The following is a 26,849-nucleotide window of genomic DNA, read 5'->3' as shown; positions in this document are numbered from 1 at the left end:
ATTTCCGAGGGCTTATTTGCCGGATTTATTTACACTCTCTCAAGGTAACGGATATAGGCTTGAATTCCTTGACTTATTCCCTGAGCAGCTTTTTGTCTAAAAGCATTATCACTGAGCTGTTTCTCCTCAGTCGGGTGAGAGATAAAAGCAACCTCCACCAGAACTGCGGGCATGGTATTGTTCCTCAGCACATAAAGCCGGGAGTCCTTCACGCCAAGGTTTTTGGTGCCAATCTTCTGAGTTAATTCACTTTGGATATATTGGGCTAATTTATAGCTTGAAGAACCACTGGGGTTTTCTGATGAGTAAAAAGTCGTCGTTCCTTGAGCAGTTTTCCAAGAGTCATTATGGATACTGATAAATAGGTCGGCATTGTTTTCGTTAGCTATATCCACCCGCTTTTGCAGGTCCCCCCTCTCAGTGTAGGTTGTCCCTGGAGAATAAGCCGGAGAATTATCGCCGCTACGGGTTAACACCACCTTGGCTCCGGCAGCCTCCAGCTCCACGGCTAAATATTGAGCAATGGCCAAATTATTAATCTTCTCTTGCGATCCGCTGGGTCCGAGCGCCCCCGGATCCGGAGACCCATGACCGGGATCCACGACCACTGTTTTGCCAATCAGCAGATTCTTGGTAAAGTCCTTCCCTTCCAGTCCAGCCTGAATTTTCCCCGAAACCACACCGGTGCCCCCCAGAATAAAAATCTCCATAGCGGCAATCTTATCCGGGGCAAAAATCGGAGCAATTGACTCAGGTAAAGTATAACTTTTTGTGATGAGAAGGGCTGAATTGTTTTTCGCAGCCAGTACAGTTCCTACCATAGCGTCGGGATAGTGCTGACCGGAAGCTAGATAAAGCTGCTTTGAGCCATAGGAACCTTGAGCATACTCATAAAGTTTAGCTGCTGATTCATAGCGGTCCTCCCCTCCCAAACGAAGGGTTATGGGAATGTTCTGTTTCTTCACCAGCTGCTCGGGAACCACTCCGTCTCCCCCCACCACAATGACTTGGGTGGGTTTATGCTTCTGATAATAGTCTGATACCGTTTGGGGAAACTCAGGGTTTGACATCAAGAGAATAGGAATCTGCTTGATTCCCGCATAAGATGCCGCTGAAAGGGCGTCGGGAAAATCGTCCCCATTGACCATGATCATGGTATCACTGGGAACCCTTTCCGCGATAAGAGCTGATGTCTCATAGCGATCCGCTCCGCCAATTCTTTCCCACTCATAATTGAGTTCAGTGAGTTCTTTTTCCATAGTAGTTGATAGCCGCCCATTTCCTCCCAGAAGAATCACCTTTTTGGCCTTCAGACGTTTTAATTCCTCTTTGACCCGGGGATCAAGATGAGCGCCATAGGTCAGAAGAACCGGCGCATCCAGTTGAACTGCCAAAGGGGTAGCGGCGATAGCATCGGCATAATTGTTTAATTCATTAAGAATTACCGTATCCGAAGCACCCCAGCCTTGCTGAGAAACGGCAAGGGAAGTTGCAGTGCGGTCTTTACCATATAATCTTAAAGCAGCGGCTCCGGTTGCAGAAGATTCTGCAGTTGCTTCAGCACCAAAAACCGTGAAGGGAAAAAGATTCAAAAGAAGAACCATTGCTAAAGACAAAAAAGAAATCCGTTTCCAATGCATAATAGACCTCCTGCAATTCAATCATATCGACAAAAATTGACACTTTTTGATTATAACATGATGTGAATTGCGGAATCACTGGAATTATTAGGCTTACCAAAAACTACACAATGCGGCACAAATTATCGGGCAAATCGATTTCCCAAAAGGTAGAATTGAACAGGGAGTGGGAAAATGGATTGGGTTAAACAGCTGAATGAAGCAATAAATTACATAGAGGAACATCTTACAACCGATATCTCCTATGAAACTATTTCAAGAATCGCCGGCTGCTCAGTTTATAATTTTCAAAGAATGTTTTCTTATATTGCAGATAAGCCCTTGTCCGAATATATAAGAAGCAGACGTTTAACCATGGCGGCCTTCGATGTGTTAAGCAGTACGGACAGAATTATTGATATTGCTCTAAAGTATGGCTATGAATCCCCGGATTCCTTTTCACGTGCCTTTAAAAGCTTTCATGGGGTTTTACCTTCCAGCGTCAGAAATGAAACAGTTCAGCTAAAATCCTGCCCCAAGCTCTCCTTTCAAATTACAATTAAAGGAGAATATTATATAAATTATCAAATTGAACAGTGGCCTGCCTTTAAAGTTATGGGTATCTCACACAAAGTTAAGACAGCGACGGCATTTGAAGTTATTCCAAGCCTATGGGAAACCGCCTGGCAAGATGGAACAATGGGCAGGTTTATCGAAAATTTCCCTGATTACAGGCCTGCAGGATTTTTAGGCATTGCAGCCGGCGGCCAATGGGGTGATTCCGAAGAAATGAATTATATAATAGCCGTAACAAACCATGTTGATGTGTCTGAATGTCAGCCTATTCCTGTACTTGAAGGGATGAAGGAATTTTCTTTCCCTGCTGCGGCCTGGGCGATCTTTGAAGCGAACGGAGAGCTGCCAGATGCAACACAGAAAGTCTACAAGCAATTTTACACCGAATGGCTTCCTAACTCAGGATATGAGCTGGCAGACCTGCCGGTTATTGAATGCTACATGCAGGAAAACCGTCAGGAAGTATGGATTGCTGTGGTTAAGAAATTATGAAAAGGAATGATGCTATGCATTATTTATTCAGGTCAGGCTGCTACAAAGAGGGTAATCGAGTTTTCATAAAAATACCCTTCAATGTTTGGGACACTTGTGGCAAGAAAGGGAATATACCTGTTAAAGCCACTATTGATGATATAGCTTTTGAATGCAAACTTATCCCCAAAGGCAATGGAGACTATCTGCTTCCACTTAACAAGGATATCTTTAGCAAACTGGGGTCAAGCAGCGAATTCGAGGTTAAATTTACTCTATTGGAACAATTGACCAGAATAAACAGTGACAGCCCGTATGATAAGAGCAATCCAATTCGGCGGATTGAAAGTATCTCCTATTTGAAACAACCCCATAATGGCTATTGCGGGCAAACATGCCTTGCCATGCTGGCCGGAATTTCTGTTGACGAAGTTATAAAAATAATGAAAAGTACAAAATGGCAGGCAAGCATTAGTAAAGTGCTTGAAGCCCTTGATTATTTCGGTTTTTCATACAAAAAGCCCGTTTATACCCATGGAGAAAAGGTGATGTTCCCGAAGTGCTGCATAATAAACACAAAGGGTCACGGAAAAAGCCATCTTCTGGTTTACTTTGACGGCGTTTTTTATGATCCGACGACTGGAGTTTCAAAAGATTATCCACACGAAACTATTATTAGTTATATTGAGATTAGTACACTATAACAGAGCTAATCCTTGGTCTTGCCTTTAGGCTCTCGTTCTTGTAAGGTGACCCTGATCCTATCCCCAGGCTGTTTGCCGATTTTGGCACGTATATCTTTGCGAATCCCAAGGATATGGCAGGGGGTTCCCATTCTGACCAAGCTTCCTTCATAAACCTCTCCGTCAAAGGTAGCGGTTACCGGAACGCGGCCTTTCCCAAACTCCGCCTTAACGTCAAAGGGAATTTCTACATAAGCCCCATCGATATCCGGTACTTTCTTGATTTCAGCATCAAATTCATAAAATTTGCCCATGAAAATTCTCCTTAATGCATACTTCTTCTCTCTATGAATTGAGGTCAAATTCTTTATCCTGATAATCCTTTACATAATAATGTTTACCCTTTTGGATCACCGTATGCCCTTCCCTTTCCAGAAAGGTTTTATGCCCTTGGATTCCCTCCGGATATTTTTCGTTCAGCAGGCCCTCCTTCTTTAAGGTCCGCCAATAAGGAGTCAAATCCTCTCCCCTTTCTGCAGAGGCATGGGCCGCGATGTTGACGAATATGCCGGCAGTGAGAGGACAAGTAAAATCTGCTCCATGCTTTTGAGCCAGATAGTTTCTAAGATCATCTGCGGTTATCACTTTACCCTCGGGGACTCTCCGCATCTGCTCATCATAAGCCATGGGGGGTGCCACCAGCATGTTAGGCCCGCCATAACGCATAATCGTTTTAGGATCTGTCACCTGGACCACTTTGGGTAGCTCCTTACTTTGTTTGAGCTTCTCATTAAAAGATTTCCTTGCCATTGTTACCCCCCTATTTATTCCCTATTCTCTTGAGCATATCTTCAACGAATTCCCCTTGTTTCAGCGCTTTTTGAGTGACTCGGATTGAGATGACCCGGTCTTTGCGAAGATAGGAATCAAGGATTTGAGCCTCATCCACTTCCGACTGTGTCAGCTGTCGAGAACAGCCTTGCTTATCAGCCAGTGCTTTGGGGATTTCCTTCAGAAATTGCTTCAATTCCTCATGAGGCTTTGCTTGGGTACTGTCCCCTTGAGGCAGGTCACGCAAAGGGATTATCCTACTCATCAATACTGTGTTCCCTTTGATAAGGAACATCTTTACAATCTTCTTCTCCTTATCTAAAAACTCGAAAGCAAGAAGGCTATTATGGCGAAGTGTTCTATTGAGTAATTTTTGCCTGCCTTGTATATAGCGTAACCCTAACAGATATTCACGATAGCGGGCAGCCTCTTCAAAATGAAGGTCCTCGGCTGCCCTTGCTAGCCGGCCGCTAATCTCCTTCATCATCTCTTTGTCCCTGGTTTCAATCACTTGGCAAACTGCTTTTAACCTATCCCTGTATTCTTCAGGGCTGACCTTCCCTGTGCATACCCCGACACAGGTGCCCAATTGCCGATACAAGCAGCCATCACCCCGCTTACCTCGGCCAGGGGTGGAGCATTTACGAATTAAGAAGGTATCATTAAGACACTCCACACCAGTTTCCACCCGATGACGGCTGTTAAAAGGGCCATAATATACCCCTCCATCCTCCTCCCTCACCTGAACAATCTCTATCTTAGGGAAGTTAGCATTAGGTATCTTAATATAGACATAGTTCTGATCGTTTTTCATCTGTCTATTATAATGAGGCCTAATCTCCTTAATTATGCGGCACTCTTCCAAGAGAGCATCCAGTTCCGTGTCCACTATCCGATACTCTAAATCCGCAATACGAAGGATCATTTCTTCCACTTTGGGATCCCGGTGCTTATGCTTATAAAAATATTGGGATACTCTGTTCTTGAGGTTCTTGGCTTTACCCACATAGATAATATTGCCTAATGAATCCTGCATAAGATAAACCCCTGGTTTCTCCGGCAGGTCCTTTATCTTTTCCTTCAAACATTGTTTATGATCCATCACTTTTCAACATCCCTACTCCAACTTAGAAGTCATAGCATCAAGTCTGCTGACCCCTTATTCCTTTGCTAATGACTTCCATTAAAGCTATAATCTATGTATAGAAATCCCAAAATACAGCAAGTTTGTACTTAATTATTATATCATTATTCTATCGAGCTTTTACTACTGGATTATGCATCCATTAATACTCTCTGAAGAAAGTAGGTTATTCTATGTTCGATTCGGCAAACTGGCAACCCCAATTCCTCGCCACAGGTGTAGGCAGCCTTCCCTATGCTCAAGCTGAAACAGCCTTAAAGCAAATATGGAAAACCCTCCCTAAAGCACCTCATTGGCCGCAACTCCCCCAATTAGGAGCAAAAAGTTCTTTTGTGGGACAGTATTTAAGAATTCTTGTCGAAACAGGGTGTATTGAAGGATTTGATCAGCCCCGTTTCCAAATGGACACCCCGGATTGGACGGAACGGATGGCCCGTTTCTACGAATATTATCTCCATGCTGAAGCAGGCGATCAACATGCCTTAGAAGAATTCAGCTTCACCCCGGAGGGAGGAGTGGGATTCAATGAGTTTTGTAACGACCTTGACCACAAAGGCACACAAGGAGCATTGCTGTTGAAAGGACAGTTAAGCGGCCCGGTAACTCTGGGGATGCAAATTACGGATCAAAACCGCAGAGCCGCCTATTATGATGAATATCAGCGGGATATCCTGGTTAAGTCCTTAAGATTGCACGCCCGTTGGCAGACGAGGCGTCTGGCTCAGTACGGACTACCTGTCCTGATGTCCATCGATGACCCCGGACTGTATGCTTATGGGGCCTCAACCCACCTGACTTTAGATCGCAATACTTTGATTGGCAACCTTAATGAAGTGGCTGAAGGAATTCTCGCCGAGGGTGGGATACCTGGAGTTCACGTCTGTGCCGGAATGGATTGGACTCTCATCTTCGACTCAAAGATTAAGATCGTCAATTTTGATGCTTATGAATACATGACAAGTATGGCCGTTCTGGCTGAACCTCTGGAAAAATTTCTCCAGAGAGGCGGAATTCTTTCCTGGGGCATCGTTCCGACTTCGATAAAAGCTTGGGGGGAAACTGCAGCCAGCCTGGGTGAGCGTCTGGAAGGAAATATTAAAGAGCTGACCAAAAGAGGAGTCAGCGAAGACAGGCTGCGGTCACAAAGTATGCTCACTCCAAGCTGCGGCACCGGAACCTTGGATATAGATCTGGCGGAAAGGATTTATGTTCTCTTACAGGAGTTAAGTGCATCCTATAGGGATTAAGAAGAATTCAATAAGAAAAATATATGTTATTCCGACGAATTGAATTGAAATTGATCTTATTTTCCTTGTAACGAGCGAGCCGTGCCCAGATTGGCCTTTCGGAAAACAACTATCCTGGAAATCGAATATACCGCTAAAGCTAACCAAATGAAGCCAAAACTCAAGGCATGGGTCAACGTAAATTCTTCATGATAGACGAATACGCCAAGAAACAGGCTTAGCGTAGGAGATAGGTATTGAATAAAGCCTATCGCTGTAAAGGGAACACTCTTTGCTGCATGGGCAAACCATAATAGGGGTATAGCTGTCACGATTCCCGCTCCCATTAATAACAGAATGGTAGAAATCCCCGAATGACTCATTGCTCCCCCACCGTTTGCCCCTGTCATCCAAAGATAAATTATCGCAATGGGTGTCACTACGGCCGTTTCCAAAGTTAAGCTCAGTGAAGCGTCCACAGTCACTAACCGTTTCGCCAAACCATATAAAGCAAATGTTGTCGCCAGACCTAAGGAGATCCAGGGGATTTTCCCATACTCCAAAGTAAGGATAAGAACCCCAACGAATGCTAACATGAGGGATGCGATTTGCCAGCGATCGACCCGTTCTCCCAAGACCATAATTCCCATCAAAACAACGAGCAGGGGATTAAAATAATAGCCGAGGCTTGCTTCCACAACTTTATTGCTGTTTACCGCCCAAATATAGATATACCAATTGGATGTGATCAATAAGGCGCTCAACAGCAGTCCGAAGGATTTTGATCGATCCCGGAGCACCATTCTGATATTACCCCATTGCTTTTTATAAGAAATTAACAAAGCGACAAAGACAAAGGACCAAACTATTCGATGAGCTAAAATTTCCCGTGCCGGCACATCTTGCAAGGTTTTCCAATAGATAGGCAGCAGCCCCCAAGCTATGTAGGCAGCAAAGGCATAAAACACTCCAACTTTTGACGATTTTTCTTCCATTTTAACCTCACTACTATAAATTAAGTCTATAAGCCAATGAACAAAGTGGGCAGAAGTTATTGCTTAGGAAGCATTAACTCCTGCCCCTCCTTTTTACAGCACTATACTATGCTTCAGGAAGTTAGATATTATTGTATCAGATTTTCTCCACAAATCATTAAAAAAATTTGCTAGGCTGTGGGGTGTTGATGGCATAACTGACTAACTTACTTGCTCAGTATTTAGATTTTCCATGACAAGAAGCTCTAAGATACATTCTGTAGACCGCTCGGCAGCTTGACCCGGCAAAGCCCTTGTCGCCGCTTGACGCATCATTTCTCTTTCTGCCGGTTTTTCCAATAGGTCGGTAAGGATCTGATTGAGCTGCTGCTCCCTATACGCTAATCTTCCGGCACCAATCTTTTGTAAAAACTCAGCATTCTCTTTTTCCTGACCAGGTATCGGTTTATAGATGACGATGGGCAAATGCTTCGTCAAGGCTTCTGTAACGGTTAATCCTCCGGCTTTTGTGACAACAATATCCGCTACGGTCATAAGTTCCTCCACATTTCGAACAAAGCCCTTAAGCAGCACTTTATGTTTGGACGTTTTGACCAACGGTTCCAAGGAGCGATAGAGATGTTTATCCTTGCCGCAAACGATGATCAACTGGACAGGGGTGTTCCTTTCCTCAAGCATTTGATATATGCCGGTTGCGCCGTCTAAAACGCCATACGCTCCGGCCATAATCAAAACGGTGGCTTGGTTTTCATTAAGGCCAAATTTTTTGACCAGCTCTTGGCGGTTTAACTCCTGTTCAAATTCGGTGCTCACCGGGATTCCGGTTATTTTAATACGACTGGGGTCGATTCCCCGGCGGGTTAAACCTTCATAGACTTCTTGAGAGCCTACAAGGTATAAATCAATGCCTCGGTGGACCCATTGGCTATGAATCCCATAATCTGTCACCACCGTTACCAAGGGGATGGACAGCCGGTGTTCTTTTTTTAGTTGAGCAAGGACCCCCGCGATCACGGGATACGTACACACGATAATGTCGGGCCGTACCGTACGAAGATACAATAAAAATTCACGGCGCCCTATGCGATTCAGAAGACGCTGAAATAGGGAGTCCTCCCCAATCTCCGCTGTTTTATAGTAGAATTTCCCCCAAAGCTTAGGGGTATATTTGATCATATCGATATAAGTGGTTTTAAGCACCGAATTCACTGCTCTATTGAGAAACTCACCATAATCGATATGGGAAATCTCCGCCCCAGGCTCCTTTGCCGAAATCGCCTCAACAATCGCTTCAGCAGCTCTTACATGCCCTGAGCCAAATGCTGCTGAAATGACTAACACCTTTAAACCCATAAATCTGCATCCTCCCGAAAGTAAAATTTACGCGCCTTTCCTCATTACTACCACCCTTTACGCGCTATACCTGGTCTTTTCCTTCATGACTCCCCCATAAAGAAAATCCAGTTTATAGTACTCCGCATATTGGATGAAATTTTCATTACTTACCTCCTGCCATAACTACCGGGTTAATGGCCATTTCCTCCGGCAATACAGGTTCAGCAGGTTGGGGTAAGTAGTAGGCCACGGATTCACCGAGCCATAAAGCCGTGGAGATCGCATAGATAAGGTCCTTTTCCAATACATCTGAATCAGCAATGTAATCACATCCTTTTCTATCAATTCATTGGTACTGTTGCAGACATAAGCAAAGTGATTCTCCATAATATGGGCTTTCTTGACTAACTTGTAAGATAGATCCGGCTTAATGTTTCCATACATAAAACAAGCCCTATTCAATTTCATATGACCTTTAAAATGCTTAAAAAGAATCATCGAAATGGTGATATGTGTTAATATTTTCATGATTTCACTCCTTTCTACGACCCTAGGTTTAGGATAATGGGCAAATATTAATTTCAAGTTTAAATTAAATAAAGATTTAGTAAAATCTTTGTAAAATCTAATAAAAGCCGATTCTTAACAAACTTCTAACTTCATTTACACTTGAACTTAATCTTCCTATCGTAGAGTAAAGGTGTCTCTTCTTACGTCCTCCTTTAATATAGGTGGGGGCATCGTCCCTCGACCCAAACCGTCATATCATGACGGTATTTTTTCGCTACTCCAGTATATAAACCCAATAAACAAATAAAGAGGCTGGTGCTCGGGAACTTGGCAGTTCCTTTTGCATCAGCCTCTTTTGATTTCAGCGAGTTAACTTCTTAAAAATTGATTCTTCAAAGCAGCCAGTCCATGGACCTCATTAATAAGGAGATTGTCTTTTATCCGACCCTTTTCCATGAAGAACATGGATATTGCCCCTAAGCCAACATGGGTTCCTACCGCCACTCCCATTTGCATGATATAGATTTCACCCATGTAAGGGGTATCTCTTTCGATTTTATGCTTTAAATTTTCGGCAAAGGTCAGATCTGAAGTATAGCCGATAATGATGAAATCAGTCAGCTCATAGTCAACCCGCCGGGAAAACTCGGAAACATAATGTTCAAGGACTTTCTTTCGTCCTCTCTCCTTGGCGACAATAGCCCCTTTCCCTTTCTTCATGGTCATAATTGGTTTCAGCTTCAACAATTTGCCCACAAAAGCACTAGCATTGGTCAATCTGCCGCTGCGAATTAAATGATCTAAATCATCAACAGAAAGATAGTGCTTTACACTGGTCTTATAAGTCTCATTAAACTCCACAATCTCAGCAAAGTCGACACCTCTCTCCCGCATGCGGGCACTTTTTAAGATTAACCATCCGCTGCCATGGCTCATGCATTTAGAATCCAGGACATGAATCTTTTCGATCATCTCAGGATGTTCCTCCAGGAAATAGTCCCGTGCTATAACTGCCGACTGATAAGAGCCGCTGGTGCCACTGGACATGCAAATACAGAGAATAGAGCGATGACCTTCCTGAATAGCTTTCTTAAAAATCTTTAAATACTCTGCGGGACTCGGCATCGATGTGGTAGGGGGAGTGTCCAGATCCTCAATAAAGCCATAGAATTCATCGGGTGTAATATCGATACGATCCCGATAATCCTTATCTTTGATACAAATTGTCAGTGGTGCAATACATATATTGTATTTCTCCAGTACCTCTTTCGACAAATCACATGTCGAGTCCGCTAAGATTTTTATCATTTCAATCCCCCAAAAAATTGATTAATGGATGCACCTATTAGCTTTTCGTCACATTATTCGAATTTCCTCCAAAAATAAAAATAATAATACAAAAAGCTACAGTTATAAGCTCTAAACGCCTATAACCGTAGCTTCTATTCTTAATATTCCGACAAAATAATCCTACAAGAGGTTTTTGTTTAACACTTTAATGATCTCTTCCTCCGGCAAGGGTTTGCTTGCCAAATATCCTTGGATTGCATCACAATCGTATTTTATCAAATACTCTCTTTGCTCCGGTTTCTCTACACCTTCCGCTACCACTTTTAAGCCCAATTGATGAGCCATCGTGACGATTAAACCGGTAATATTCTTGCTTTCCGGAGCGGATTGGATATCATCGATAAATGACTTATCCACTTTTAAAGTTGAAATAGGCAATTGTTTAATATAGTTAAGCGAGGAATACCCCAGTCCAAAATCATCCAAAGAGATTTTGATATTATTTTCGATAAGGCTGTCCAGGACATGGCTTATTTTAGCATCTAAAAATTCAATCAGCACTGTCTCCGTAATTTCCAGTTCAAGCTTGCCCGAATCAAGGTTGTTATCCCTGAGCACTTTTAAGACCTTATCCACGAATTGATCTTCTTGGAGTTGGAGTGCGGAGATATTGACGGACATTGTTAACTCTTGATAACCCAAATCATGCAGTTTTTTCAGAAATGCACATGCTGTCGTAATCACCCAGTCCCCAATGGGTACGATAAGCCCGGTTTCTTCGGCGATTCCGATAAACTTATTCGGAGGAACAAGTTTGTTATCCTTTTCCCAGCGAATCAATGCCTCTAGGCCAAGTACTCTTCCCGTATGGGGTTCCACCTGGGGCTGATAATGAAGAACGAATTCATTAAATTCTATGGCTTTACGCAAATTGTTTTGAATTTCTGCTTTCTCCATCACAGCTTTTTTCATTTCTATATTGAATACTACATAGTTTCTCTTCCCCAATTCCTTGGCTTTATGCATTGCCGTATCTGCGTTGATCAGAAGACTTTCATAACTCTCTCCATCCTGGGGGTAGAAGGTGATACCGATACTGGCTGAAACATAGCAATATTGTTTATAAATGACGAGAGCCTTCTCGAATAGCTTCATAATCTTTTGTGCGTAGTTTAAAGCTTCCTCTCTTTCCTTAATATCTCGTATGAGAATAAGGAATTCATCCCCAGCCAAACGGGCTACCACATGGTTATCCAGGATTTGCGTCAGATGACGGCTGATTGTGATTAACAGCTGATCTCCTGTGGGATGGCCGAATGAATCGTTAATTGCCTTAAAATTATCAATATCCAGGAATAAAACAGCAAGAATGGTGCCCTGTTCCCCTGCTTTTGGGATTTCATTTTTAATAATTTCCTGGATCTGTGCTCTGTTCGGGAGCCCTGTAAGGAAGTCATGATAAGCCAAATACTCGATATGCATCTCTTTTTCTTTGATGTCTGTGATATCCCGATGGGAACCCAACATCCGGTATGGGTTGCCGTCTTGGTCATACAAAGCTTTGCCAAAGGCGCGGATCCATTTATACACTCCTTCTTTATCCTTAATCCGATAATCGCAGCTGTAGCGGGGAGTCTTCTGGGTCAAGTGCTCATTCAATTTCGCTTCAAATTCTGCTTTATCATCGGGATGCATAAGGGTATTCCAATACTCAACACTGCCGACTTCCTCTCCCCTATATCCCAAAACATGGGAGGTCTTGGAATGGTAAATACGAATATCCCGAAGCATATCCCAATCCCAGATGGTGTCTGTGGCCGCTTCCAGGACCAATTCCTGAAGTTGCTGAGTCTCCTTCAGTTGCTGTTGATGGTTCAGCAGTTCGTCAAATTGCTGCCTAAGTTCTTCCTCAGTGGCGGTAAGCTCCTCATGCATTGCCGCTATTTCTTCATTTTTGATTCTTAGATTATTCTCCACCTTCATTCGTCTTCTGATATTGATTAATAATCCTGCCACTAAAAGGAGGAGCAAGAGAAGAACCGTAACTGTGTTATAGACTAAGGACCGATAAGTATCCACAAAGGAAAAAGGTTTATTAATGATCATACTGCCCTGGGGGATTAAATTTTCCGGGATATGAAAACGCTCCAGTTCATTGTAATTAAAGCCTGTGACAAAGGTCTGATCTTTGATGATCGGTATTGTATTCACATCTTGACCTGCCAAGACCTTTAGAGCTTGTTCCCCGGCATATTCACCATGAACCTCACCGCTCAATAAACTGCCGCCGGTAACCCCACTGTCCAGCAGAAATTCATAGAGGGAATATACGGGTACACTGCTGCTCTGGCTGACTTGGTTGGCTACGCCTTCCGTAGATAATATTAAGCCGGTACTATCCATATTGTAGGATCCAAGCAACACGATACTGTCTTTATCCAGTGTGGCCACCTTCTGAAGGATGTCACTGAGGCTCAAATAAGCAAGGCTGTGGGCAACCAGCCCAACATCCCCCGACCTGTTAATTCTTTGGACAGCGGCAAAAACATCTTCACCGCAGGCAAGACCACTTTCTAATAGATCATAGAGGACATAAATATTCTTAATTTGGGGATTGATTCCCATAGCCAGTTTTATAGTCCCTTCAGAATCAACAATCTCATAAGCACCGGTAACTCTATCATGACCTTGCAATAACTCTTCCGCACTTTTTTCTAAGATACCGCTGAACACGATAGGGGCACCGGAAAAAATCTCCTCGCGATGATCCAATGCGAATTTTAAGGCCGCATCATCCGTGGTTATAATGAGGTCCAGCCTCTGATCGATATATTTAGCCTGTAAATAGTCGAATTGGTTGTTCAGATTCTCCAGGGTAGGATACCTTTTCCAATCCAGATACTCCACATAAATCTGCTGTTCTCCAGGGCTCTGCAATTTGCGCAGGATTCCTTCGGTCTGGTCATAGGTCCATTCCAGTCCTTGATGGTAGGAGTTTAGTATCAAGATATGGACCGGGTCCTGGGTGGCATAACCTAATTTAGGCATGATGGATCCACCGAGTAAAAACAGAATGAGAAGGATTGCCTTTGCCCAACGTCTTTGTGTCAATAATGAATTATACATCACTTCACCCCCAGCAACCGCTCTAAGATACCCCCTGCTCTTCGGTGCAGCTTAAACGGTCATATGCCGTCCTTTTCTAACAAATCTAAATATTCTACTATATTCTTCATTAATGTCTTAGTTCCTTCTTCCCAGAAATCCTTCGAAAAGTATCAGAACGATGGATTCTGAATTAAAGATATCGGAATAAATAGAGAACCCGAAGAGATACGGTCTTCGGGTTCTACTCTCATTATGTATTACTTTCTGAAAATCTCATCTAAAACAACCCCAGTTCCCCCAAAGATCGTGGCCTTTTCCAGGCCAAGAGGGTTCAGATATTCTGTGACGGTATTTTTGACCTTATTTTTCCTTACCAAAATAAGAGGAGCATTGTGCTTAGCAGCCAGAACGGCTCCGGTCAAAGCATCGGGATAATTTTCTCCTGTAGCAACTGCTATAGCCGAATAAGGATTTTCTGTCCCAAACTGTTTTGCTATCTCTAAGGCTGTATCATAGCGGTCCTCTCCTCCCAGCCGGGTAATCGTCAGGCCGAGAGCATCCAGCTCAAGATCCACATCCAGAGAAACTACACCGGTACCGCCTATAATAATAGCATTCCTGATCTCCCACTCCGCCAAGGCTTTCTTGGTATCCGGCCTTAAGCGATCTTTTTCCGTGAACAGGATGGGAATCGTTTCTTTCGCCGAATAAGGGGCAATGGCCAGAGCATCGGGAAAATTGCTCTGAGTCGCAATAATAACCGTATCAAAGGGTTTTATCTTTTTGATTTCTTCCCCGAGTTTTACTGCAGTATCGTATATTTCTCCCCCACCGATCCGAGTCACTTGGTAGCGCTCTTTCAACTGATTCTCAATAGGTTGAGATACTGAAGAACTATTACCCAGGATAGCAATTGTTTTGGCTCCTAATCGTTGGATTTCTGCACTTACCCGGTTATCCAACTTATCAGAAGCTGTAATGAGGATAGGTGCATTTTTGAGATAGGCAAAACTTGAACCTACCAAAGCATCAGGGAAATTATTGCCGTTGACCAAAATTACATTCTCTGATTTTTCCCATCCCTTCTTGCTTATGGCAATGGCAGTTTCATAACGGTCATTGCCCGAAAGGCGCTCTGTCTCACTGACCTTTAACTGTGCCGTTGTATCTGCAGAATGGCTCCCTGTGTTGGGGGCCATAATCAGCTTATTGTTCGCTTCCTCAAAACGGCCAATGTATAACAGACCCTCTTCGCTTTTGCCTTGGATATACTTGGACCCTACAGCCACAAAGTGATCCCCTTTTGCCACAAGACTCAATAAATAACGACTGCGGCTTCCTTCATCTTCTTTATCCCAAAGCCGTACACCGTGAGGGTCATAGCGCAGGGCGATTATCTTTTTTGCTTCCGGCATGTAGCTGTCCCCCACTACCATGTAAGAGCCGGATTGATCTTGTGCGACACCGAAAAAGCGGGTATAGGCTTGGTTTATATACGTATCATGCCACTCTTCCTGACCCAGGGAATTAAATTTGTAAATCCTGCCATCTTCATTCATATTGCTGTTGCCATCGGCTTTTTGATCGATATAGGTCCCTTTGCCAACGACGATGAAGCCCTGATCATCTGTGGCCTTTACATCCTGAAACCCATTTCCGGAAGAATAGACCAAGCGCTGATAGCTAGGATCGGCTAAATCCACAGAAGTCGCCCAAGGTATACTTAAATCCTTATTGATCTTGACGACTATTCCCTTGAGCATAGATGCTCCCGTGCCCTTCATATCTTTATCATTGCTGCTGCTGTATCCTACGGCCACTACGCTTCCGTCGGAGAGCAGGACAAGGTCATTAAAGCCATCGCCGAGAGAACCGCCATAGCTATGAGCACCCATAAAGGTTCCATCATGATTATAGCGAGCATAGATAGCATCACAGTTTCCCAGAGCAAGACCGGAGAGATCCCCATCCTTTGATTCAGACTCTCCTACCGCGATGAAATCACCTTCCGGGGTTTCCACCACCCCATTAAAACTATCGCGCTGGCTCCCGCCAAAATCCTTGAACCATTCTACTTCTCCAAGGGAGTTAAACTTGACGATAATGGCGTCATCATTAGAGCTGTCCTGTCCCGCTTCCCGTGCCTTTTTGCGGGAATTATTCATATCCATATCGACAGAAGAACTGGAGCCGACGGCTATATACCCGCCATCCTTGGTTTGCTTCACACTTTGAAAACTATCGATGAAACTGCCCCCGAAGGTCTTGACCCACTGAACCTCGGCGTCAGCAGAAAACTTCACAATCACTGCATCAGCGTATTTCTTATTCAATCCTTCCAAATTCCCGTTGTTTGAGCTGCTGTGGCCTACTACCACATAACCTCCGTCGTGAGTGTTATCCACCCCATTGAATACTTCCCAGTTTGAACCACCGAAGTATTGAATGGTAGGACTGGATAATGCTAAAGCAGTTGAAGGAACCAATAATGCAATGGCTAATGCCAAAAAGACCATGGTTATGTAAGCTTTTGGACTCATCGACATCAATTTAAAATCATTCATCTCTATTGTTCCCTCTCTTCCCCTTGTCATATATAAAATTTACCATATTTTCAAGTTTATAATTATTAATTAAAAATAAACAAAAACTTACTCTTTTCTTAAGTAAAGGAGTAAGTCTTTGTTTTATAATGACGTTTTAGCTTCTTTAAATCTGACACTATCCTTTATGTTTTTCTTGCATGGGCTATCCTGAAAAAGAGCCGAAACGCTGGTTCTCCAGGATTAAAGCCTTGAATCCCGGCAGAGCTTTTTCAATGGTTTCATAAGCTACGCAATAGGCAATCCGGGCATACCCAGGGCAAGCAAAGGAAGTGCCCGGAACGATCAGGATATTTTTGCTCTTGGCGAGATTGCAAAACTCAACATCATTCTCTATAGGAGTCTTGACGAATAAGTAAAAAGCTCCCTCAGGTTTAATGCATTGATAACCATAGGATACAAGCGCATTATAGAGAAGCTCTCGATTCCGGTTGTAGGTTTCAAGATCAACCTGGGCATTAAGACACTTGGCAATGACCTTCTGGAAAAGGGACGGAGCATTGACAAATCCCAGAATGCGATTGGCAATATTAGCAGCGGCGATTAGATTTTCATAATCCGCAGCCTCTTGCGGAATCACCAAATAGCCGATTCTCTCTCCCGGCAAAGAGAGGGATTTGCTGAAAGAGTATCCTACGATGGTATTTTCATAATACTTGGTCAGATAGGGTACTTCCACCTGGTCATAAGCAAGCTCCCGATAGGGCTCATCAGCTACCAGATAGATCACTGTGCCATACTCCTTTTGCTTGGCCCGAAGAATATTCGCCAGGGAAACGATGGTCTCTTCTGAATAGACCACCCCTGTGGGATTGTTGGGTGAATTAACCAGAACAGCTTTGGTCCTTGGACTGATTTTCTCTTTAAACTCTTCCAAATTAGGTTGAAAATCCCTCGTATCCGGAGAAACCACAATGAGTTGACCCTGATAGTTTTGAACATAGTTACGGTACTCTCCAAAAAAGGGAGCAAAGGTAAGAACCTCGTCCTCAGGATTAAGAAGGGTTTTGAATATGACATTTAAACCTCCGGCTGCCCCTACCGTCATGAGAATATTATCAGCCGAAAACTCGGTAGCGAATCGTTGATTAAGGGAATCGGCGATAGCTCCTCGAACGTCTTCAAAACCAGAATTATTCATATAGCCGTGAAGGGCTGTGGAATTTTCTTCATTTATTATGTCTATAATTGCTTTCTTGACTTCCTCAGGCGGCTCCACATTGGGATTACCTAAACTAAAATCATACACATTTTCAGCGCCGTATAGTGCTGCTAATCGTTTTCCTTCTTCAAACATAGCACGAATAATCGAGGAGTTCTTAACTTGTTGTTGCATGGTATTGGAAATCATGCCATCATCTCTTCTTTCATCTTTGATTTCATGTTTATCATAGCATCAACTGCGAAGTCTCTGCAATGCTAACCCTTTCCTCTTCATTTTGTTTCCAGGTTTATTCTCAAGTGACAACTTGTGCATTCAATCGGATATGTCAGTATCGTGAAGGATTTGTCCCGATCTGGAAGAATCCCCAGACTTATGACCTCTGAGGTCGGCTCAGAAAGGATTATCCTCCCTGAACCTCTTTGACTCCTGATGGGAAAAGGGATAAAATAGTATGGTGACAACTCTACAATCACATACAAGTTGTCATTTGAGATAACTATTTTTTTCGAGAGGAGGTTAAACATGGGCATAAAAATCGAAGTGAATAACCTGATCAAAGTTTTTAGTCCTCAACCACAAAAAGCCTTAAATCTTTTGGAAAAGGGCTTGAGCAAAGATCAGATTCTAACCGAAACCGGCCTGAGCGTCGGTGTGAATAAAGTCAGCTTCACAGTCAACGAAGGAGAAATATTCGTGATCATGGGCCTTTCCGGCAGCGGTAAATCCACTATTCTCCGCTGTCTCAATCGCTTAATTGAACCGAGTGCCGGAGCCATCCTGATCGATGGGGTGGATATTACTAAGTTAAAACCTCAAGAACTGAGACAAATAAGACAAAAAAAATTAGGCATGGTCTTCCAACAGTTTGCCCTCCTTCCCCATCGCACGGTCCTTCAAAACACTGTATTCGGTTTAGAGATTCAAGGGATCGGCAAAGCCGCTCGTGAACAGAAGGCCCGAGATTGCCTGGCTATGGTAGGACTGGCGGGTTGGGAAAACTCCTACCCTGATGAATTAAGCGGCGGTATGAAACAGCGGGTGGGATTGGCCCGAGCCTTAACCAATGATCCTGATATCTTACTCATGGATGAAGCTTTCAGCGCTTTGGATCCCTTAATTCGGGAAGAAATGCAGGATGAGCTTCTTAACCTTCAGCAGAAGATGAATAAGACCATCGTATTCATTACCCATGACTTGAATGAAGCTCTGAAAATCGGCGACCGAATCGCCTTCATCAGGGATGGCTCTCTGGTCCAAGTGGGTACAGCTGAAGAAATTGTCGGCAACCCCGCTGATGATTATGTAGCCAAATTCGCCCGCGGTGTGGATCGCAGTAAGATTCTTACCTTAAAAGATATTATGAAACGCCCTCAGCCTGTGGTGCAGCTTAAAGATGGTCCCAATGTTGCTCTCCAGGTTATGAAGGAACATGGTCTGTCCAGCGTCTTCGTCGTGGATAGAAGCAGACATTTACACGGACTTATTAATGCCGATTTGGCTATTGAAGCTCGCCATAATGGTGTCCAAAGCCTTCAGGAAGTCAAGCTGATAAAGGTCCCCACCTGCCAGGGTAATGTTCTTGTTCAGGATATACTTCCCGTCATTGCCAACACAAAAGTTCCCCTTGCCGTAATTGATGATGAACAACATCTGATCGGAATCATTGTTCGTGGTGCAGTTCTTGCTGCCTTAGCTGAAACAGGAAATACGGCAACCCAAACAGGAGGTGAAAGCTATGATTCGAATTCCTTTGGGGCAGTGGGTTAATCATGGAGTCGATACCCTTCTCCTGTACTTTGGAAGTGCCTTTGATACCTTTACGGATTCTGTAACCTTAGTCACTGATAAGATGCGGGACGGCCTTGACCTGGTTCCCTGGTTTATCCTCATCCTTCTCTTTGCCGGTTTAGCATGGCGGGCTAAAGGATGGCGCCTGGCTCTGGGAACTACCGTTGGCCTCTACCTGATTTATAATTTAGAGTTATGGCCGGCCTTTCTTGATACTCTCATCCTGGTCCTGATCGCTTCCCTTGTCTCCTTAATTATCGGAGTTCCTTTAGGAATATTGGGAGCGCGGCATGACGGTTTCCATAAAGTCCTCTCCCCTATTCTGGACTTCATGCAAACGATGCCTTCTTTCGTTTATCTCATTCCTGCTTTAATGTTCTTTAGTTTAGGAACAGTATCTGCAGTCTTTGCTACGGTTATCTTTGCTATGCCACCTGTCATCCGTTTAACAGATCTGGGCATTCGTCAGGTTCCCGTAGATCTGGTGGAAGTAGGAGAAGCCTTTGGCTCGAATTCCAGGCAGATGCTTTGGAAGATCCAATTGCCCCTGGCTTTGCCAACCATCATGGCTGGAATCAATCAAACCATGATGCTCTCCTTATCCATGGTCGTTATCTCCGCCATGATTGGAGCTCAAGGCTTGGGAGCCGGAGTATTGGCTGGAATTTCCCAAATGGATATTGGCAAAGGCTTTGAGTATGGTTTAGCCGTAGTTATCTTAGCCATGATTCTTGACCGTCTCAGTCAGGGAGCGCTGCGCAACTCCCGGGTGGTTAAAAAGGTATAAGCTTAAAAAAATATAAAGGATGGTTCAATGAAATTACAAAAATCTTGGAAAAAAATCCTCATATGGGCCATGGTAGGTCTGCTCACCCTTGGACTCATAGGTTGTGGAACACCCTCTGGCAGCCCCTCCGGCGATCAAAGTGCCAAAGGCGGAGAGAAAACTGTAAGCATCGGTTATGTTAATTGGGCGGAAGCTATAGCTGTCAGCAACCTCTGGAAAGTCATCCTGGAAGAACAAGGTTATAAAGTAGAGATGAAAAGCCTTGATGCCGCTCCTCTCTTTGTTGGGCTTTCCGGAGGAAATTTAGACCTTTTTATGGACAGTTGGCTTCCTATTACTCATCAAACTTACTGGGATAAATACAAAGACAAGCTGGACGACTATGGTGTATGGTATACTGCCGAAGCAAAAATCGGCCTTGTTGTTCCTGAGTATGTGGACATTAATTCTATCGAAGAATTGAACGCTCATAAAGATAAGTTCAGCGGCAAAATTACGGGTATCGATCCTGGGGCAGGCATCATGAAAGCCACTGAAACTGCTATTGACAGCTATGAGCTGGATTTTCAATTGATTCAAAGTTCTGAGGCCGCTATGCTGGCTGCCTTAGAGAAGGCTTATCGCAGCAATGAATGGATTGCCATTACCGGTTGGAGCCCTCATTGGAAATTCGCCAAATACGATTTGAAATACCTTGAAGATCCCAAGAATTCCTATGGTGATTCCGAGGAGATTCATACTTTAGCCAACAAGAAATTTACCCAAACCCATCCCGAAGTGGGTGACATGATCAAGAAGTTTAAGCTCAACGATCAGCAGATCGGTACTTTGGAAAGTTATATCAACGATGGTATGAAGCCTGAAGAGGCGGCTAAAAAATGGATCTCTGAAAACCGGGACTTGGTGGACAGTTGGATTAAGTCCTGATTCATATCGAGTGTCTCCTCTCTGGAACGCTTGAGCGTAGCTTAGCAATGCTCGGGCGTTCTTTTTTATAGGGTAAGCTACCCTGCGGGTGGTACCAGCAGAGAATGAAAAGTGTCGTCTAGGTCAGGTAGCTTTACGCACAACACTCTCTCCATAGCTCCAGGGCTGGTGAACTCGCTTTCTTAACAGCTCCGCCAAACCCCCAGGTAATACCTGATGTGAACCAGTGGCTCCGCTATGTTAAGAAAGCGACCTTAACCAAGTCGCCCTTCCGCTAAATCCGTTCGCTTTTGTGCGTAAAGCTACGCTTACAGGTCTTTTCCAGTTCTTTTGTATGTCTTTTTTAGAATTACCCCACTCCCTGCTGTAGCACCAGTAAAGGATAAAAAGTTGTCCCGATCGCATAGCTTTATCCCACATTTGCGCCGCTCAAGCCTGAAAGGCAGCCCAAGGATTTTACTTTACAAAAGTAAGCGAATTTAAGCGAGCGGAAACAAAACTTCGCGAAAAGAACGCAGCGGAGTCGGGTTGGAAACAGGACGTTTCCAACCGGCCATTGAGCAGGAGCGATTTGGCCGGGAACCCGACGGAGCGGAGAGCTTGAGCGTTAGTTTTGTCCGCGCAGCTTATTGAGCGAACGGCGTAAAGCAAAATCCTGGAGAATTGACTTTCAGGGGTTTTATCGCTCCTTGTCATCTATGGCTTTCGACCGTATTCTTAACCCTGACTATTTAGAACGCCCCGGCCTTTCGTCCGACTGAGGAGGCTGACCCATCATACCTCCCGGGTTGCCCCCTCTGCCCCCTCCCATGCCGCCGCCATTGGAAGTAGCAATTGAGGACAGAGTAACCGTTTCAGTAACGGTGCCGGCAGTCAAAGTATAGGTGCCACCCTGGACGAGGTCTGGCGAACTGAGTTGAACCGTATTAAACTCCTTATCCGCCGTCCATTTTAAGATAACTTTTCCATTGGCGTCGGTCAACGTGACCTCACTTCCTGCCGCCACAGATGTTGATAGAACATGGAGCAAGGAATATTGGCTGGAGTCCTCAGCAAAGCCTTGGGCCATACCGCTGCTCCCTGTAGCCATCAGCACTCCACCGGTAATCGTGGCTGTTCCGTCATAATCCAGGGCACCGTTACCATTATCGACAGGGCCGCTTACAGTAATCGTTCCCCCTTCGACGAACAGATTTCCGTTGGAATCCAGTCCGTCCCCGGCTGCATTGACCTTAATCTCACCGCCGCTAATCCGCAGATATTGGTCTGTATTTGCTTTAGTGAAGTTATTCTGCCCAGGTCGGCCAAAGGCTGAGCTGTCATTGCCCCCGGCTACGTTCAGTCCGTCATCAAGGGCAGTGACTTCGATGATACCGCCCGTGATCGTTATGGTATTTCCTTCAATACCCTCATAGCTTTTTTCCACTAAGAGGATTCCCCCGGTGATCTTCAAATCACCGTCAGCGTGAAGTCCATCATCTCCGGAGCTAATGGCATAAGTGCCCCCGGTAATGACCAGAGTTCCATTGCTGTGAAGGGCGTCGTCAGAAGAATCGATATTAAAGCTTCCTTCATTGAGAATGAGCTCACTACCAGCCTTAAACCCTTTGGCACTGAGAGTCGCATCTTCTTCAACTGCAGCTGTTGCTTCAGGTACAGCTCCATTGATGCTCTCCGGATTTCCTTGAGGTCTGCCCCACATCCCCCAGCCGTTCCGCTCATTGCCCTTGGCATCCGTGCTGGCGTTTTCACTGCCTCCACCGGTGACAACTTTAAAGGTACCCCCATCCGTTTGGAGGAGGGTTTCGGCTTGGAAGGCATCTCCTTGGGTTTCGATGGCAAAGGTACCGCCCGCGATATAGACAAACCCCCTGGTTCCATCCTCCGCGTTATCCGACTGAACGGCATCCCCTTGAGTATTTAAGACAAAGATTCCATCTTTGATTTTTACACAATCCTTACCGTGCAGCCCTTGACCCAGAGCGGTCACGGAGACTTTTCCGCCGGTAATGACCAGATCTTCCTTGGATACAATCCCATGTTTATAATTTCCGACGACATTTAGTAAGCCGCTACCATTAATGGTGAGATCGGCCTTACTGTAAATCACCCCATCCACATTGGCTTCATCTATTTGGACATACTTCGTTCCATCGGTCAGAGTATTTCTGCTATCTGCTGCGAGGGTTATGAAAACTTTATCTACTTCTTTAATATACAAAGCCGCATGATCCTCATTATGGATACTCACCCCATTCAGGACAAGCTGAACCTTGTCTGTATCCGGTGCATCAACGATGACTTGTCCATCGTTTAAAGCTCCGGACAAAATATACGTCCCTTCTTGTGAAACGGTTACCCTATCTTCCTCGGCCTTGGCACCTGAACCCGATACTTCAATGCCGCCATCGTTTAAAGTAATTTTGGTAGCTGTGGTTTCATCAAAGCCTATGTCCAAATCACGGGCTGAAAAACCAAGATCAAATTCAGCTGATGAAGCTGCCGGAGAGGAGATTGCCGCAGAGGTTTCACCCGCTTCCCGTTCACTTCCGGCCCTTCCGCAGCCTGTGACCAACAAGGTCAGGGCCAAGGAAAAAGAAACCAATTGGTATCTCTTGGACCATGTTCTCTTCATTAAAGTTCCTCCTTACGCACACTGACCCTGCCGCAGAGAATCTCTAAATTACCGTTGCGACAGCGAAGTTCATTAATAAGCTCTCGTTCATTTTTGCATCTTTTAATACTATTCGGTAATCTAATTTAAAGAGGCTCCCCATGTTGGTGGTTTTAACCCGGACTAAATCCCACTTGCTCAGATACCGGCCAAAGAGATCATCAAAAACTCCACTGTAATCCAGCCCCTCGGGAATTGTAATTCTCAGGGTTTTCTCGGCATTTTTCTGCTCCCCAAACCCAACCCAATCCAGCAGAAGGTTGGTCAAGCCAAGGATCAATGTGAAAATAACTGCAATCCCTAAGAAACCCATACCAGTGGCTAAGCCTATAGCCATAGCCAGAAAAATACTGCTGATTTCCTTTGCGGAACCAGGAATGGAACGGAAACGCACCAAGCTGAATGCACCCATAACGGCAAGACCGGCACCTAAGTTTCGGTTGACCAGCATGATAACAAGCTGAACAATTGCCGGTAATGAGGCTAAAGTAGCCACGAAGCTTTTACTATAGGAGTAGGAGTTACGAAACGCATAGAAAAAAGCAATAACAATTCCCAGCAATATGGAAATACCTGTACAAAGGAGAAAAGATTGCATAGAAAAGGCAGCTCCAGTAGTGTCTGTATTCAATATACTTTGAAAAATAGTGTTAGGCAATGGCTTTTCCTCCTTTATTCAATGTTTGACGTGCTAACAAGCTCATATAAGCCTTGCCGTATTTGGAAAAGGAGCTCGGGTAGATTTCCAGTTCGTCTAAAGTATGAGAAAGCCATAACGGCATCGCTCCGGCAATCTTTATCTCCATAAGGTGCTCTCCCGGAGCCAATAACAAATTTCCCCAAGGAGCTATGCTTAAATCAAGGTCTTATATTGCTGATAATGCTTTGCTTGAATTTATCTTCTTTCAGCTTTCCCTCCAGTTTTTTCATCAGATGGCTATAGTGTTCTTCATTCAACCTATATTTCTTTTCGTAGTGCTTGAAAACAGATTGGTATTTGCTCAATTGTTTGCCCTCCAGATTTCTTTTTCATCCTGTTTGTATTAAATACCCCTTTCCATTGCTTTTAGATAAGATTTACAATGACTTAACAATCACCATGGTTAGAGTTTACATGCTGAACCTTAAATTCACTTTAAAAGAAAAAACCACGAGTCTGTCATCATAACAAACTCGTGGTTCTTAGTATCAATTTGTTTTAATAATCTTCCCTGACTCCAAACTCGGCATTTTCCACCCATTCTTCAGCGTGGCTAAGTAAAGAGATCAATCGATCCAGGACGGCATAGTGATCTTCTTCCTGGAGAATCAGGTATTCGAACAAGGCCTTTGTCTCCTCATCCGCTGCTTCAGAGGCGCATTTTTGATAGAGATGGATGCTTTCTCTTTCATTTTCCATGGCAGCCCGATAAACATCGATCTGACTGGGAATCTCTTTAATCTCGTTTTTAATCCTGTCTTTATTGCTGAAGACATGTTTGGCCGTGGCCAAGGTCTCGTTAGGTTCCAGTGAATAGTCCAATTTATTGGCTTTCTTCTCTAAGATTTGAGCATGCATTTTTTCATCATCTGCCAGCATTAAGAAAATTGATTTCAAGCTGTTTCCTTGATTAATTTCTGCTTGCTCCCGGTAATAGCGTTCCCCTTCCAGCTCCATTTTGATGGCGAATTCCAAAGCATTCATGACTATCCCTCCATTTTTATTGAGTTATCTATTCTTGCCCACCCAAATTGCATAGGACTCCATGAATTTTTGTAAAAATCCGCGGGTCCGGTCACTGGTAAGATTGCCGCTTTCATCAAAAGCAGTTGCAATATTGCCCAGGTAAGCTTCAGGAGCCTGCATAGTGGGCACATTTAAGCAGGACAGGATTTGCCGAAGGTGATGGTTCGCACCAAAGCCACCGATTGAACCCGGTGAGGCAGTCAGGACCGCTCCGGGTTTGCCTCCCCACACGCTCTTACTGGGCGGCCTGGATCCCACATCGAGAGCATTCTTAAGGACCGCAGGCACTGACCTGTTGTATTCGGGGCTCACAAAAATAAAGGCATCATAGCTTCTCATCTTTTCCCGGAAGACAGTCCAGGCTTCCGGAAGGTTGTCCGGCTCATCAAGATCCTGGTTGTAAAGAACCAGTTCTCCAATCTCCACTTCTTCCAGGTCGAAGGACTCAGGGGCTACTTCCTTAAGAGCCTTACTCAGCTTGCGGCAAAAGGAATCTTTGCGTAAACTTCCCACGAGGACTCCAATCTTTATTCGACTCATAAGTCATCACCTCAATCTTAAATTCTGTTTTTCATGCAAAAACGCTTATTTTTGGTTAATTATAACACATTATTCAATCTTTAGCTTTCCTAGCTTAAATATATTTACTCTCAAAGCAAAGCTGTTTAGACCAAGAGCAGTTCATCTAAATCAATAACCTCTATCTTCCTATGGGCCTTCAGTCTAATATATCCCGCGTCTTCAAATTCCGTTAATTTCCTACTGATTGTTTCCGGCGTTGTCCCTAGGAAGGAAGCCAGATCCCTTTTACTCATCGGAAGTACAAACTCCATCGACGCTTCTTCTTTATCGATACACTCAGCCAGGAAAAGAGCAAGCCGGGTTTCCACCTTCTCCGTTGAGACTCTTGTGGTTTGTTTCTCCGATTTTTCCAGCCTGCTCGAGAATTCCGTTAAGATTTTCAAAGAAATTGAGGGGTATTTCAAAAGGAACTTCTGTAAATCCGTGCGCGTTATCTGGCAAACCTCCGTGTTTTCCACTGCTTCGGCATAGGACTCATGAACAGACTCACTGAACAAAGCATGTTCACCTGTGAAATCCCCTGGGCTCAAAAAACGCACCAACTGTTCCTTGCCAGATTCTGATAAACGATAAACTCTGATTTTCCCACTTCTGACAATATAGAGTGAATCGGATTGATCCCCGGCCCGATAAATGACCTCGCCCTTTTTGTAGGAATCGGATTGAACAGCTTCCGTGATTTCAGCCATTTGCTCAGCTTCGAGATGATTAAATATCGGTACCAATGAGACACATGATGTGTGTCCCTCACATTCACACCCGTGATTATGCCCATGACCGCACTCATGTTTGCTCATTTCAACTTTCCT

Annotated in this window: 23 protein-coding genes and 1 pseudogene; 6 read left to right on the top strand and 18 right to left on the bottom strand. The window is 44.3% G+C overall.

The window, feature by feature from the left end:
- Positions 1-29: 29 nt before the first annotated feature.
- The gene (locus DESPCE1_RS0109215) at positions 30-1,640 is read right to left on the bottom strand and encodes a cell wall-binding repeat-containing protein (RefSeq protein ID WP_019850280.1); all 1,611 of its coding nucleotides are present in this window, start codon (positions 1,638-1,640) and stop codon (positions 30-32) included.
- 174 nt (positions 1,641-1,814) lie between these two features.
- On the opposite strand from DESPCE1_RS0109215, the gene DESPCE1_RS0109210 reads away from it, so the two are divergent.
- Together DESPCE1_RS0109210 and DESPCE1_RS0109205 are read left to right on the top strand one after the other, a co-directional pair.
- A complete protein-coding gene (locus DESPCE1_RS0109210) occupies positions 1,815-2,687 on the top strand; it encodes an AraC family transcriptional regulator (RefSeq protein WP_019850279.1) in 873 nt (290 codons plus the stop codon).
- A complete protein-coding gene (locus tag DESPCE1_RS0109205) occupies positions 2,684-3,370 on the top strand; it encodes a DUF1905 domain-containing protein (protein ID WP_019850278.1) in 687 nt (228 codons plus the stop codon). The genes DESPCE1_RS0109210 and DESPCE1_RS0109205 overlap by 4 nt, the downstream gene beginning before the upstream one ends.
- Before the next feature lie 5 nt (positions 3,371-3,375).
- Here DESPCE1_RS0109205 and DESPCE1_RS0109200 read toward each other — a convergent pair whose 3' ends face one another.
- From DESPCE1_RS0109200 to DESPCE1_RS0109190, 3 genes are read right to left on the bottom strand one after another with little or no spacing between them, the layout of a single operon-like run.
- Entirely contained in the window at positions 3,376-3,663 is a 288-nt protein-coding gene (locus DESPCE1_RS0109200; protein WP_019850277.1) for a DUF1905 domain-containing protein, read from the bottom strand.
- 31 nt (positions 3,664-3,694) lie between these two features.
- Positions 3,695-4,159 carry an MGMT family protein gene (locus DESPCE1_RS0109195; protein WP_019850276.1) on the bottom strand — a complete coding sequence of 155 codons (465 nt, stop codon included), beginning with the start codon at positions 4,157-4,159 and terminating at the stop codon, positions 3,695-3,697.
- 10 nt (positions 4,160-4,169) lie between these two features.
- On the bottom strand, positions 4,170-5,282 hold the full coding sequence (locus DESPCE1_RS0109190; RefSeq protein WP_033422437.1) for a GIY-YIG nuclease family protein: 1,113 nt from the start codon (positions 5,280-5,282) through the stop codon (positions 4,170-4,172).
- A 215-nt stretch (positions 5,283-5,497) separates the two neighbouring features.
- Here DESPCE1_RS0109190 and DESPCE1_RS0109185 point away from each other — a divergent pair, with 215 nt between their 5' ends.
- The gene (locus DESPCE1_RS0109185) at positions 5,498-6,571 is read left to right on the top strand and encodes a methionine synthase (RefSeq protein ID WP_019850274.1); all 1,074 of its coding nucleotides are present in this window, start codon (positions 5,498-5,500) and stop codon (positions 6,569-6,571) included.
- Positions 6,572-6,627: 56 nt separating this feature from the next.
- Here DESPCE1_RS0109185 and rarD read toward each other — a convergent pair whose 3' ends face one another.
- From rarD to DESPCE1_RS0109150, 7 genes are all read right to left on the bottom strand, one after another.
- Positions 6,628-7,545, bottom strand: coding sequence for an EamA family transporter RarD (gene rarD, locus DESPCE1_RS0109180; RefSeq protein ID WP_019850273.1), 918 nt, complete (start codon positions 7,543-7,545; stop codon positions 6,628-6,630).
- A 201-nt stretch (positions 7,546-7,746) separates the two neighbouring features.
- Entirely contained in the window at positions 7,747-8,898 is a 1,152-nt protein-coding gene (locus tag DESPCE1_RS0109175; protein WP_019850272.1) for a glycosyltransferase, read from the bottom strand.
- Positions 8,899-9,063: 165 nt separating this feature from the next.
- Positions 9,064-9,408: a zinc dependent phospholipase C family protein gene (locus DESPCE1_RS0109170; protein ID WP_019850271.1), complete on the bottom strand. Its 345-nt coding sequence runs from the start codon at positions 9,406-9,408 to the stop codon at positions 9,064-9,066.
- Positions 9,409-9,759: 351 nt separating this feature from the next.
- A complete protein-coding gene (locus DESPCE1_RS0109165; RefSeq protein WP_019850270.1) occupies positions 9,760-10,698 on the bottom strand; it encodes a DegV family protein in 939 nt (312 codons plus the stop codon).
- Positions 10,699-10,860: 162 nt separating this feature from the next.
- Entirely contained in the window at positions 10,861-13,806 is a 2,946-nt protein-coding gene (locus DESPCE1_RS0109160; protein ID WP_014793729.1) for an EAL domain-containing protein, read from the bottom strand.
- A 239-nt stretch (positions 13,807-14,045) separates the two neighbouring features.
- The gene (locus DESPCE1_RS0109155) at positions 14,046-16,352 is read right to left on the bottom strand and encodes a cell wall-binding repeat-containing protein (RefSeq protein WP_019850269.1); all 2,307 of its coding nucleotides are present in this window, start codon (positions 16,350-16,352) and stop codon (positions 14,046-14,048) included.
- A gap of 184 nt (positions 16,353-16,536) precedes the next feature.
- Positions 16,537-17,742 (bottom strand): pyridoxal phosphate-dependent aminotransferase, encoded by a 1,206-nt coding sequence (locus DESPCE1_RS0109150; protein ID WP_019850268.1) that lies wholly within the window; start codon positions 17,740-17,742, stop codon positions 16,537-16,539.
- Positions 17,743-18,078: 336 nt separating this feature from the next.
- Here DESPCE1_RS0109150 and DESPCE1_RS0109145 point away from each other — a divergent pair, with 336 nt between their 5' ends.
- From DESPCE1_RS0109145 to DESPCE1_RS0109135, 3 genes are read left to right on the top strand one after another with little or no spacing between them, the layout of a single operon-like run.
- The gene (locus DESPCE1_RS0109145) at positions 18,079-19,323 is read left to right on the top strand and encodes a glycine betaine/L-proline ABC transporter ATP-binding protein (RefSeq protein WP_014793726.1); all 1,245 of its coding nucleotides are present in this window, start codon (positions 18,079-18,081) and stop codon (positions 19,321-19,323) included.
- Positions 19,292-20,131 carry a proline/glycine betaine ABC transporter permease gene (locus DESPCE1_RS0109140; protein ID WP_019850267.1) on the top strand — a complete coding sequence of 280 codons (840 nt, stop codon included), beginning with the start codon at positions 19,292-19,294 and terminating at the stop codon, positions 20,129-20,131. Before DESPCE1_RS0109145 ends, DESPCE1_RS0109140 begins: the two co-directional genes overlap by 32 nt.
- A 27-nt stretch (positions 20,132-20,158) precedes the next feature.
- Positions 20,159-21,058 (top strand): glycine betaine ABC transporter substrate-binding protein, encoded by a 900-nt coding sequence (locus DESPCE1_RS0109135; RefSeq protein ID WP_019850266.1) that lies wholly within the window; start codon positions 20,159-20,161, stop codon positions 21,056-21,058.
- A gap of 727 nt (positions 21,059-21,785) precedes the next feature.
- On the opposite strand, the gene DESPCE1_RS0109130 is transcribed toward DESPCE1_RS0109135, so the two are convergent.
- The 7 genes and pseudogenes from DESPCE1_RS0109130 to DESPCE1_RS0109100 all read right to left on the bottom strand — a co-directional run bounded on the left by DESPCE1_RS0109130 (position 21,786) and on the right by DESPCE1_RS0109100 (position 26,837).
- Positions 21,786-23,693 (bottom strand): carbohydrate-binding domain-containing protein, encoded by a 1,908-nt coding sequence (locus DESPCE1_RS0109130; protein ID WP_019850265.1) that lies wholly within the window; start codon positions 23,691-23,693, stop codon positions 21,786-21,788.
- Positions 23,693-24,390 (bottom strand): annotated as a pseudogene (locus tag DESPCE1_RS0109125) (DUF4956 domain-containing protein). The gene DESPCE1_RS0109130 and the pseudogene DESPCE1_RS0109125 overlap by 1 nt, the downstream one beginning before the upstream one ends.
- Positions 24,383-24,538: a hypothetical protein gene (locus DESPCE1_RS23730; RefSeq protein ID WP_019850264.1), complete on the bottom strand. Its 156-nt coding sequence runs from the start codon at positions 24,536-24,538 to the stop codon at positions 24,383-24,385. Before DESPCE1_RS23730 ends, DESPCE1_RS0109125 begins: the two are co-directional and overlap by 8 nt.
- Before the next feature lie 52 nt (positions 24,539-24,590).
- Positions 24,591-24,737, bottom strand: a complete 147-nt coding sequence (locus DESPCE1_RS23725) for a hypothetical protein (protein ID WP_019850263.1) — start codon at positions 24,735-24,737, stop codon at positions 24,591-24,593.
- 193 nt (positions 24,738-24,930) lie between these two features.
- The gene (locus DESPCE1_RS0109110; protein ID WP_014793721.1) at positions 24,931-25,416 is read right to left on the bottom strand and encodes a ferritin family protein; all 486 of its coding nucleotides are present in this window, start codon (positions 25,414-25,416) and stop codon (positions 24,931-24,933) included.
- A gap of 24 nt (positions 25,417-25,440) precedes the next feature.
- Positions 25,441-25,998, bottom strand: a complete 558-nt coding sequence (locus tag DESPCE1_RS0109105; protein WP_014793720.1) for an NADPH-dependent FMN reductase — start codon at positions 25,996-25,998, stop codon at positions 25,441-25,443.
- A 125-nt stretch (positions 25,999-26,123) separates the two neighbouring features.
- A complete protein-coding gene (locus DESPCE1_RS0109100) occupies positions 26,124-26,837 on the bottom strand; it encodes a Crp/Fnr family transcriptional regulator (protein WP_019850262.1) in 714 nt (237 codons plus the stop codon).
- Positions 26,838-26,849 lie beyond the last annotated feature (12 nt).

The organism is Desulfitobacterium sp. PCE1 (assembly GCF_000384015.1).
In the GTDB taxonomy this organism is placed as follows: Bacteria; Bacillota; Desulfitobacteriia; order Desulfitobacteriales; family Desulfitobacteriaceae; genus Desulfitobacterium; species Desulfitobacterium dehalogenans.
Note: the sequence above shows the minus strand (reverse complement) of the source record. Positions and strands in the feature narration are given on the sequence as shown.

What these genes read in the sequence shown, in the direction of transcription:
- DESPCE1_RS0109170 (WP_019850271.1), bottom strand. Translation starts at nt 9,408, where the DNA reads ATGAAAATATTAACACATATCACCATTTCGATGATTCTTTTTAAGCAT.
- DESPCE1_RS23730 (WP_019850264.1), bottom strand. Translation starts at nt 24,538, where the DNA reads ATGGAGATAAAGATTGCCGGAGCGATGCCGTTATGGCTTTCTCATACT.
- DESPCE1_RS0109205 (WP_019850278.1), top strand. Translation starts at nt 2,684, where the DNA reads ATGAAAAGGAATGATGCTATGCATTATTTATTCAGGTCAGGCTGCTAC.
- DESPCE1_RS0109150 (WP_019850268.1), bottom strand. Translation starts at nt 17,742, where the DNA reads ATGATTTCCAATACCATGCAACAACAAGTTAAGAACTCCTCGATTATT.
- DESPCE1_RS0109105 (WP_014793720.1), bottom strand. Translation starts at nt 25,998, where the DNA reads ATGAGTCGAATAAAGATTGGAGTCCTCGTGGGAAGTTTACGCAAAGAT.
- DESPCE1_RS0109190 (WP_033422437.1), bottom strand. Translation starts at nt 5,282, where the DNA reads ATGGATCATAAACAATGTTTGAAGGAAAAGATAAAGGACCTGCCGGAG.
- DESPCE1_RS0109135 (WP_019850266.1), top strand. Translation starts at nt 20,159, where the DNA reads ATGAAATTACAAAAATCTTGGAAAAAAATCCTCATATGGGCCATGGTA.
- DESPCE1_RS0109145 (WP_014793726.1), top strand. Translation starts at nt 18,079, where the DNA reads ATGGGCATAAAAATCGAAGTGAATAACCTGATCAAAGTTTTTAGTCCT.
- DESPCE1_RS0109160 (WP_014793729.1), bottom strand. Translation starts at nt 13,806, where the DNA reads ATGTATAATTCATTATTGACACAAAGACGTTGGGCAAAGGCAATCCTT.
- DESPCE1_RS0109140 (WP_019850267.1), top strand. Translation starts at nt 19,292, where the DNA reads ATGATTCGAATTCCTTTGGGGCAGTGGGTTAATCATGGAGTCGATACC.
- DESPCE1_RS0109100 (WP_019850262.1), bottom strand. Translation starts at nt 26,837, where the DNA reads ATGAGCAAACATGAGTGCGGTCATGGGCATAATCACGGGTGTGAATGT.
- DESPCE1_RS0109210 (WP_019850279.1), top strand. Translation starts at nt 1,815, where the DNA reads ATGGATTGGGTTAAACAGCTGAATGAAGCAATAAATTACATAGAGGAA.
- DESPCE1_RS0109155 (WP_019850269.1), bottom strand. Translation starts at nt 16,352, where the DNA reads ATGAATGATTTTAAATTGATGTCGATGAGTCCAAAAGCTTACATAACC.
- DESPCE1_RS0109165 (WP_019850270.1), bottom strand. Translation starts at nt 10,698, where the DNA reads ATGATAAAAATCTTAGCGGACTCGACATGTGATTTGTCGAAAGAGGTA.
- DESPCE1_RS0109215 (WP_019850280.1), bottom strand. Translation starts at nt 1,640, where the DNA reads ATGCATTGGAAACGGATTTCTTTTTTGTCTTTAGCAATGGTTCTTCTT.
- DESPCE1_RS0109200 (WP_019850277.1), bottom strand. Translation starts at nt 3,663, where the DNA reads ATGGGCAAATTTTATGAATTTGATGCTGAAATCAAGAAAGTACCGGAT.
- DESPCE1_RS0109130 (WP_019850265.1), bottom strand. Translation starts at nt 23,693, where the DNA reads ATGAAGAGAACATGGTCCAAGAGATACCAATTGGTTTCTTTTTCCTTG.
- DESPCE1_RS0109175 (WP_019850272.1), bottom strand. Translation starts at nt 8,898, where the DNA reads ATGGGTTTAAAGGTGTTAGTCATTTCAGCAGCATTTGGCTCAGGGCAT.
- rarD (WP_019850273.1), bottom strand. Translation starts at nt 7,545, where the DNA reads ATGGAAGAAAAATCGTCAAAAGTTGGAGTGTTTTATGCCTTTGCTGCC.
- DESPCE1_RS0109110 (WP_014793721.1), bottom strand. Translation starts at nt 25,416, where the DNA reads ATGAATGCTTTGGAATTCGCCATCAAAATGGAGCTGGAAGGGGAACGC.
- DESPCE1_RS0109195 (WP_019850276.1), bottom strand. Translation starts at nt 4,159, where the DNA reads ATGGCAAGGAAATCTTTTAATGAGAAGCTCAAACAAAGTAAGGAGCTA.
- DESPCE1_RS0109185 (WP_019850274.1), top strand. Translation starts at nt 5,498, where the DNA reads ATGTTCGATTCGGCAAACTGGCAACCCCAATTCCTCGCCACAGGTGTA.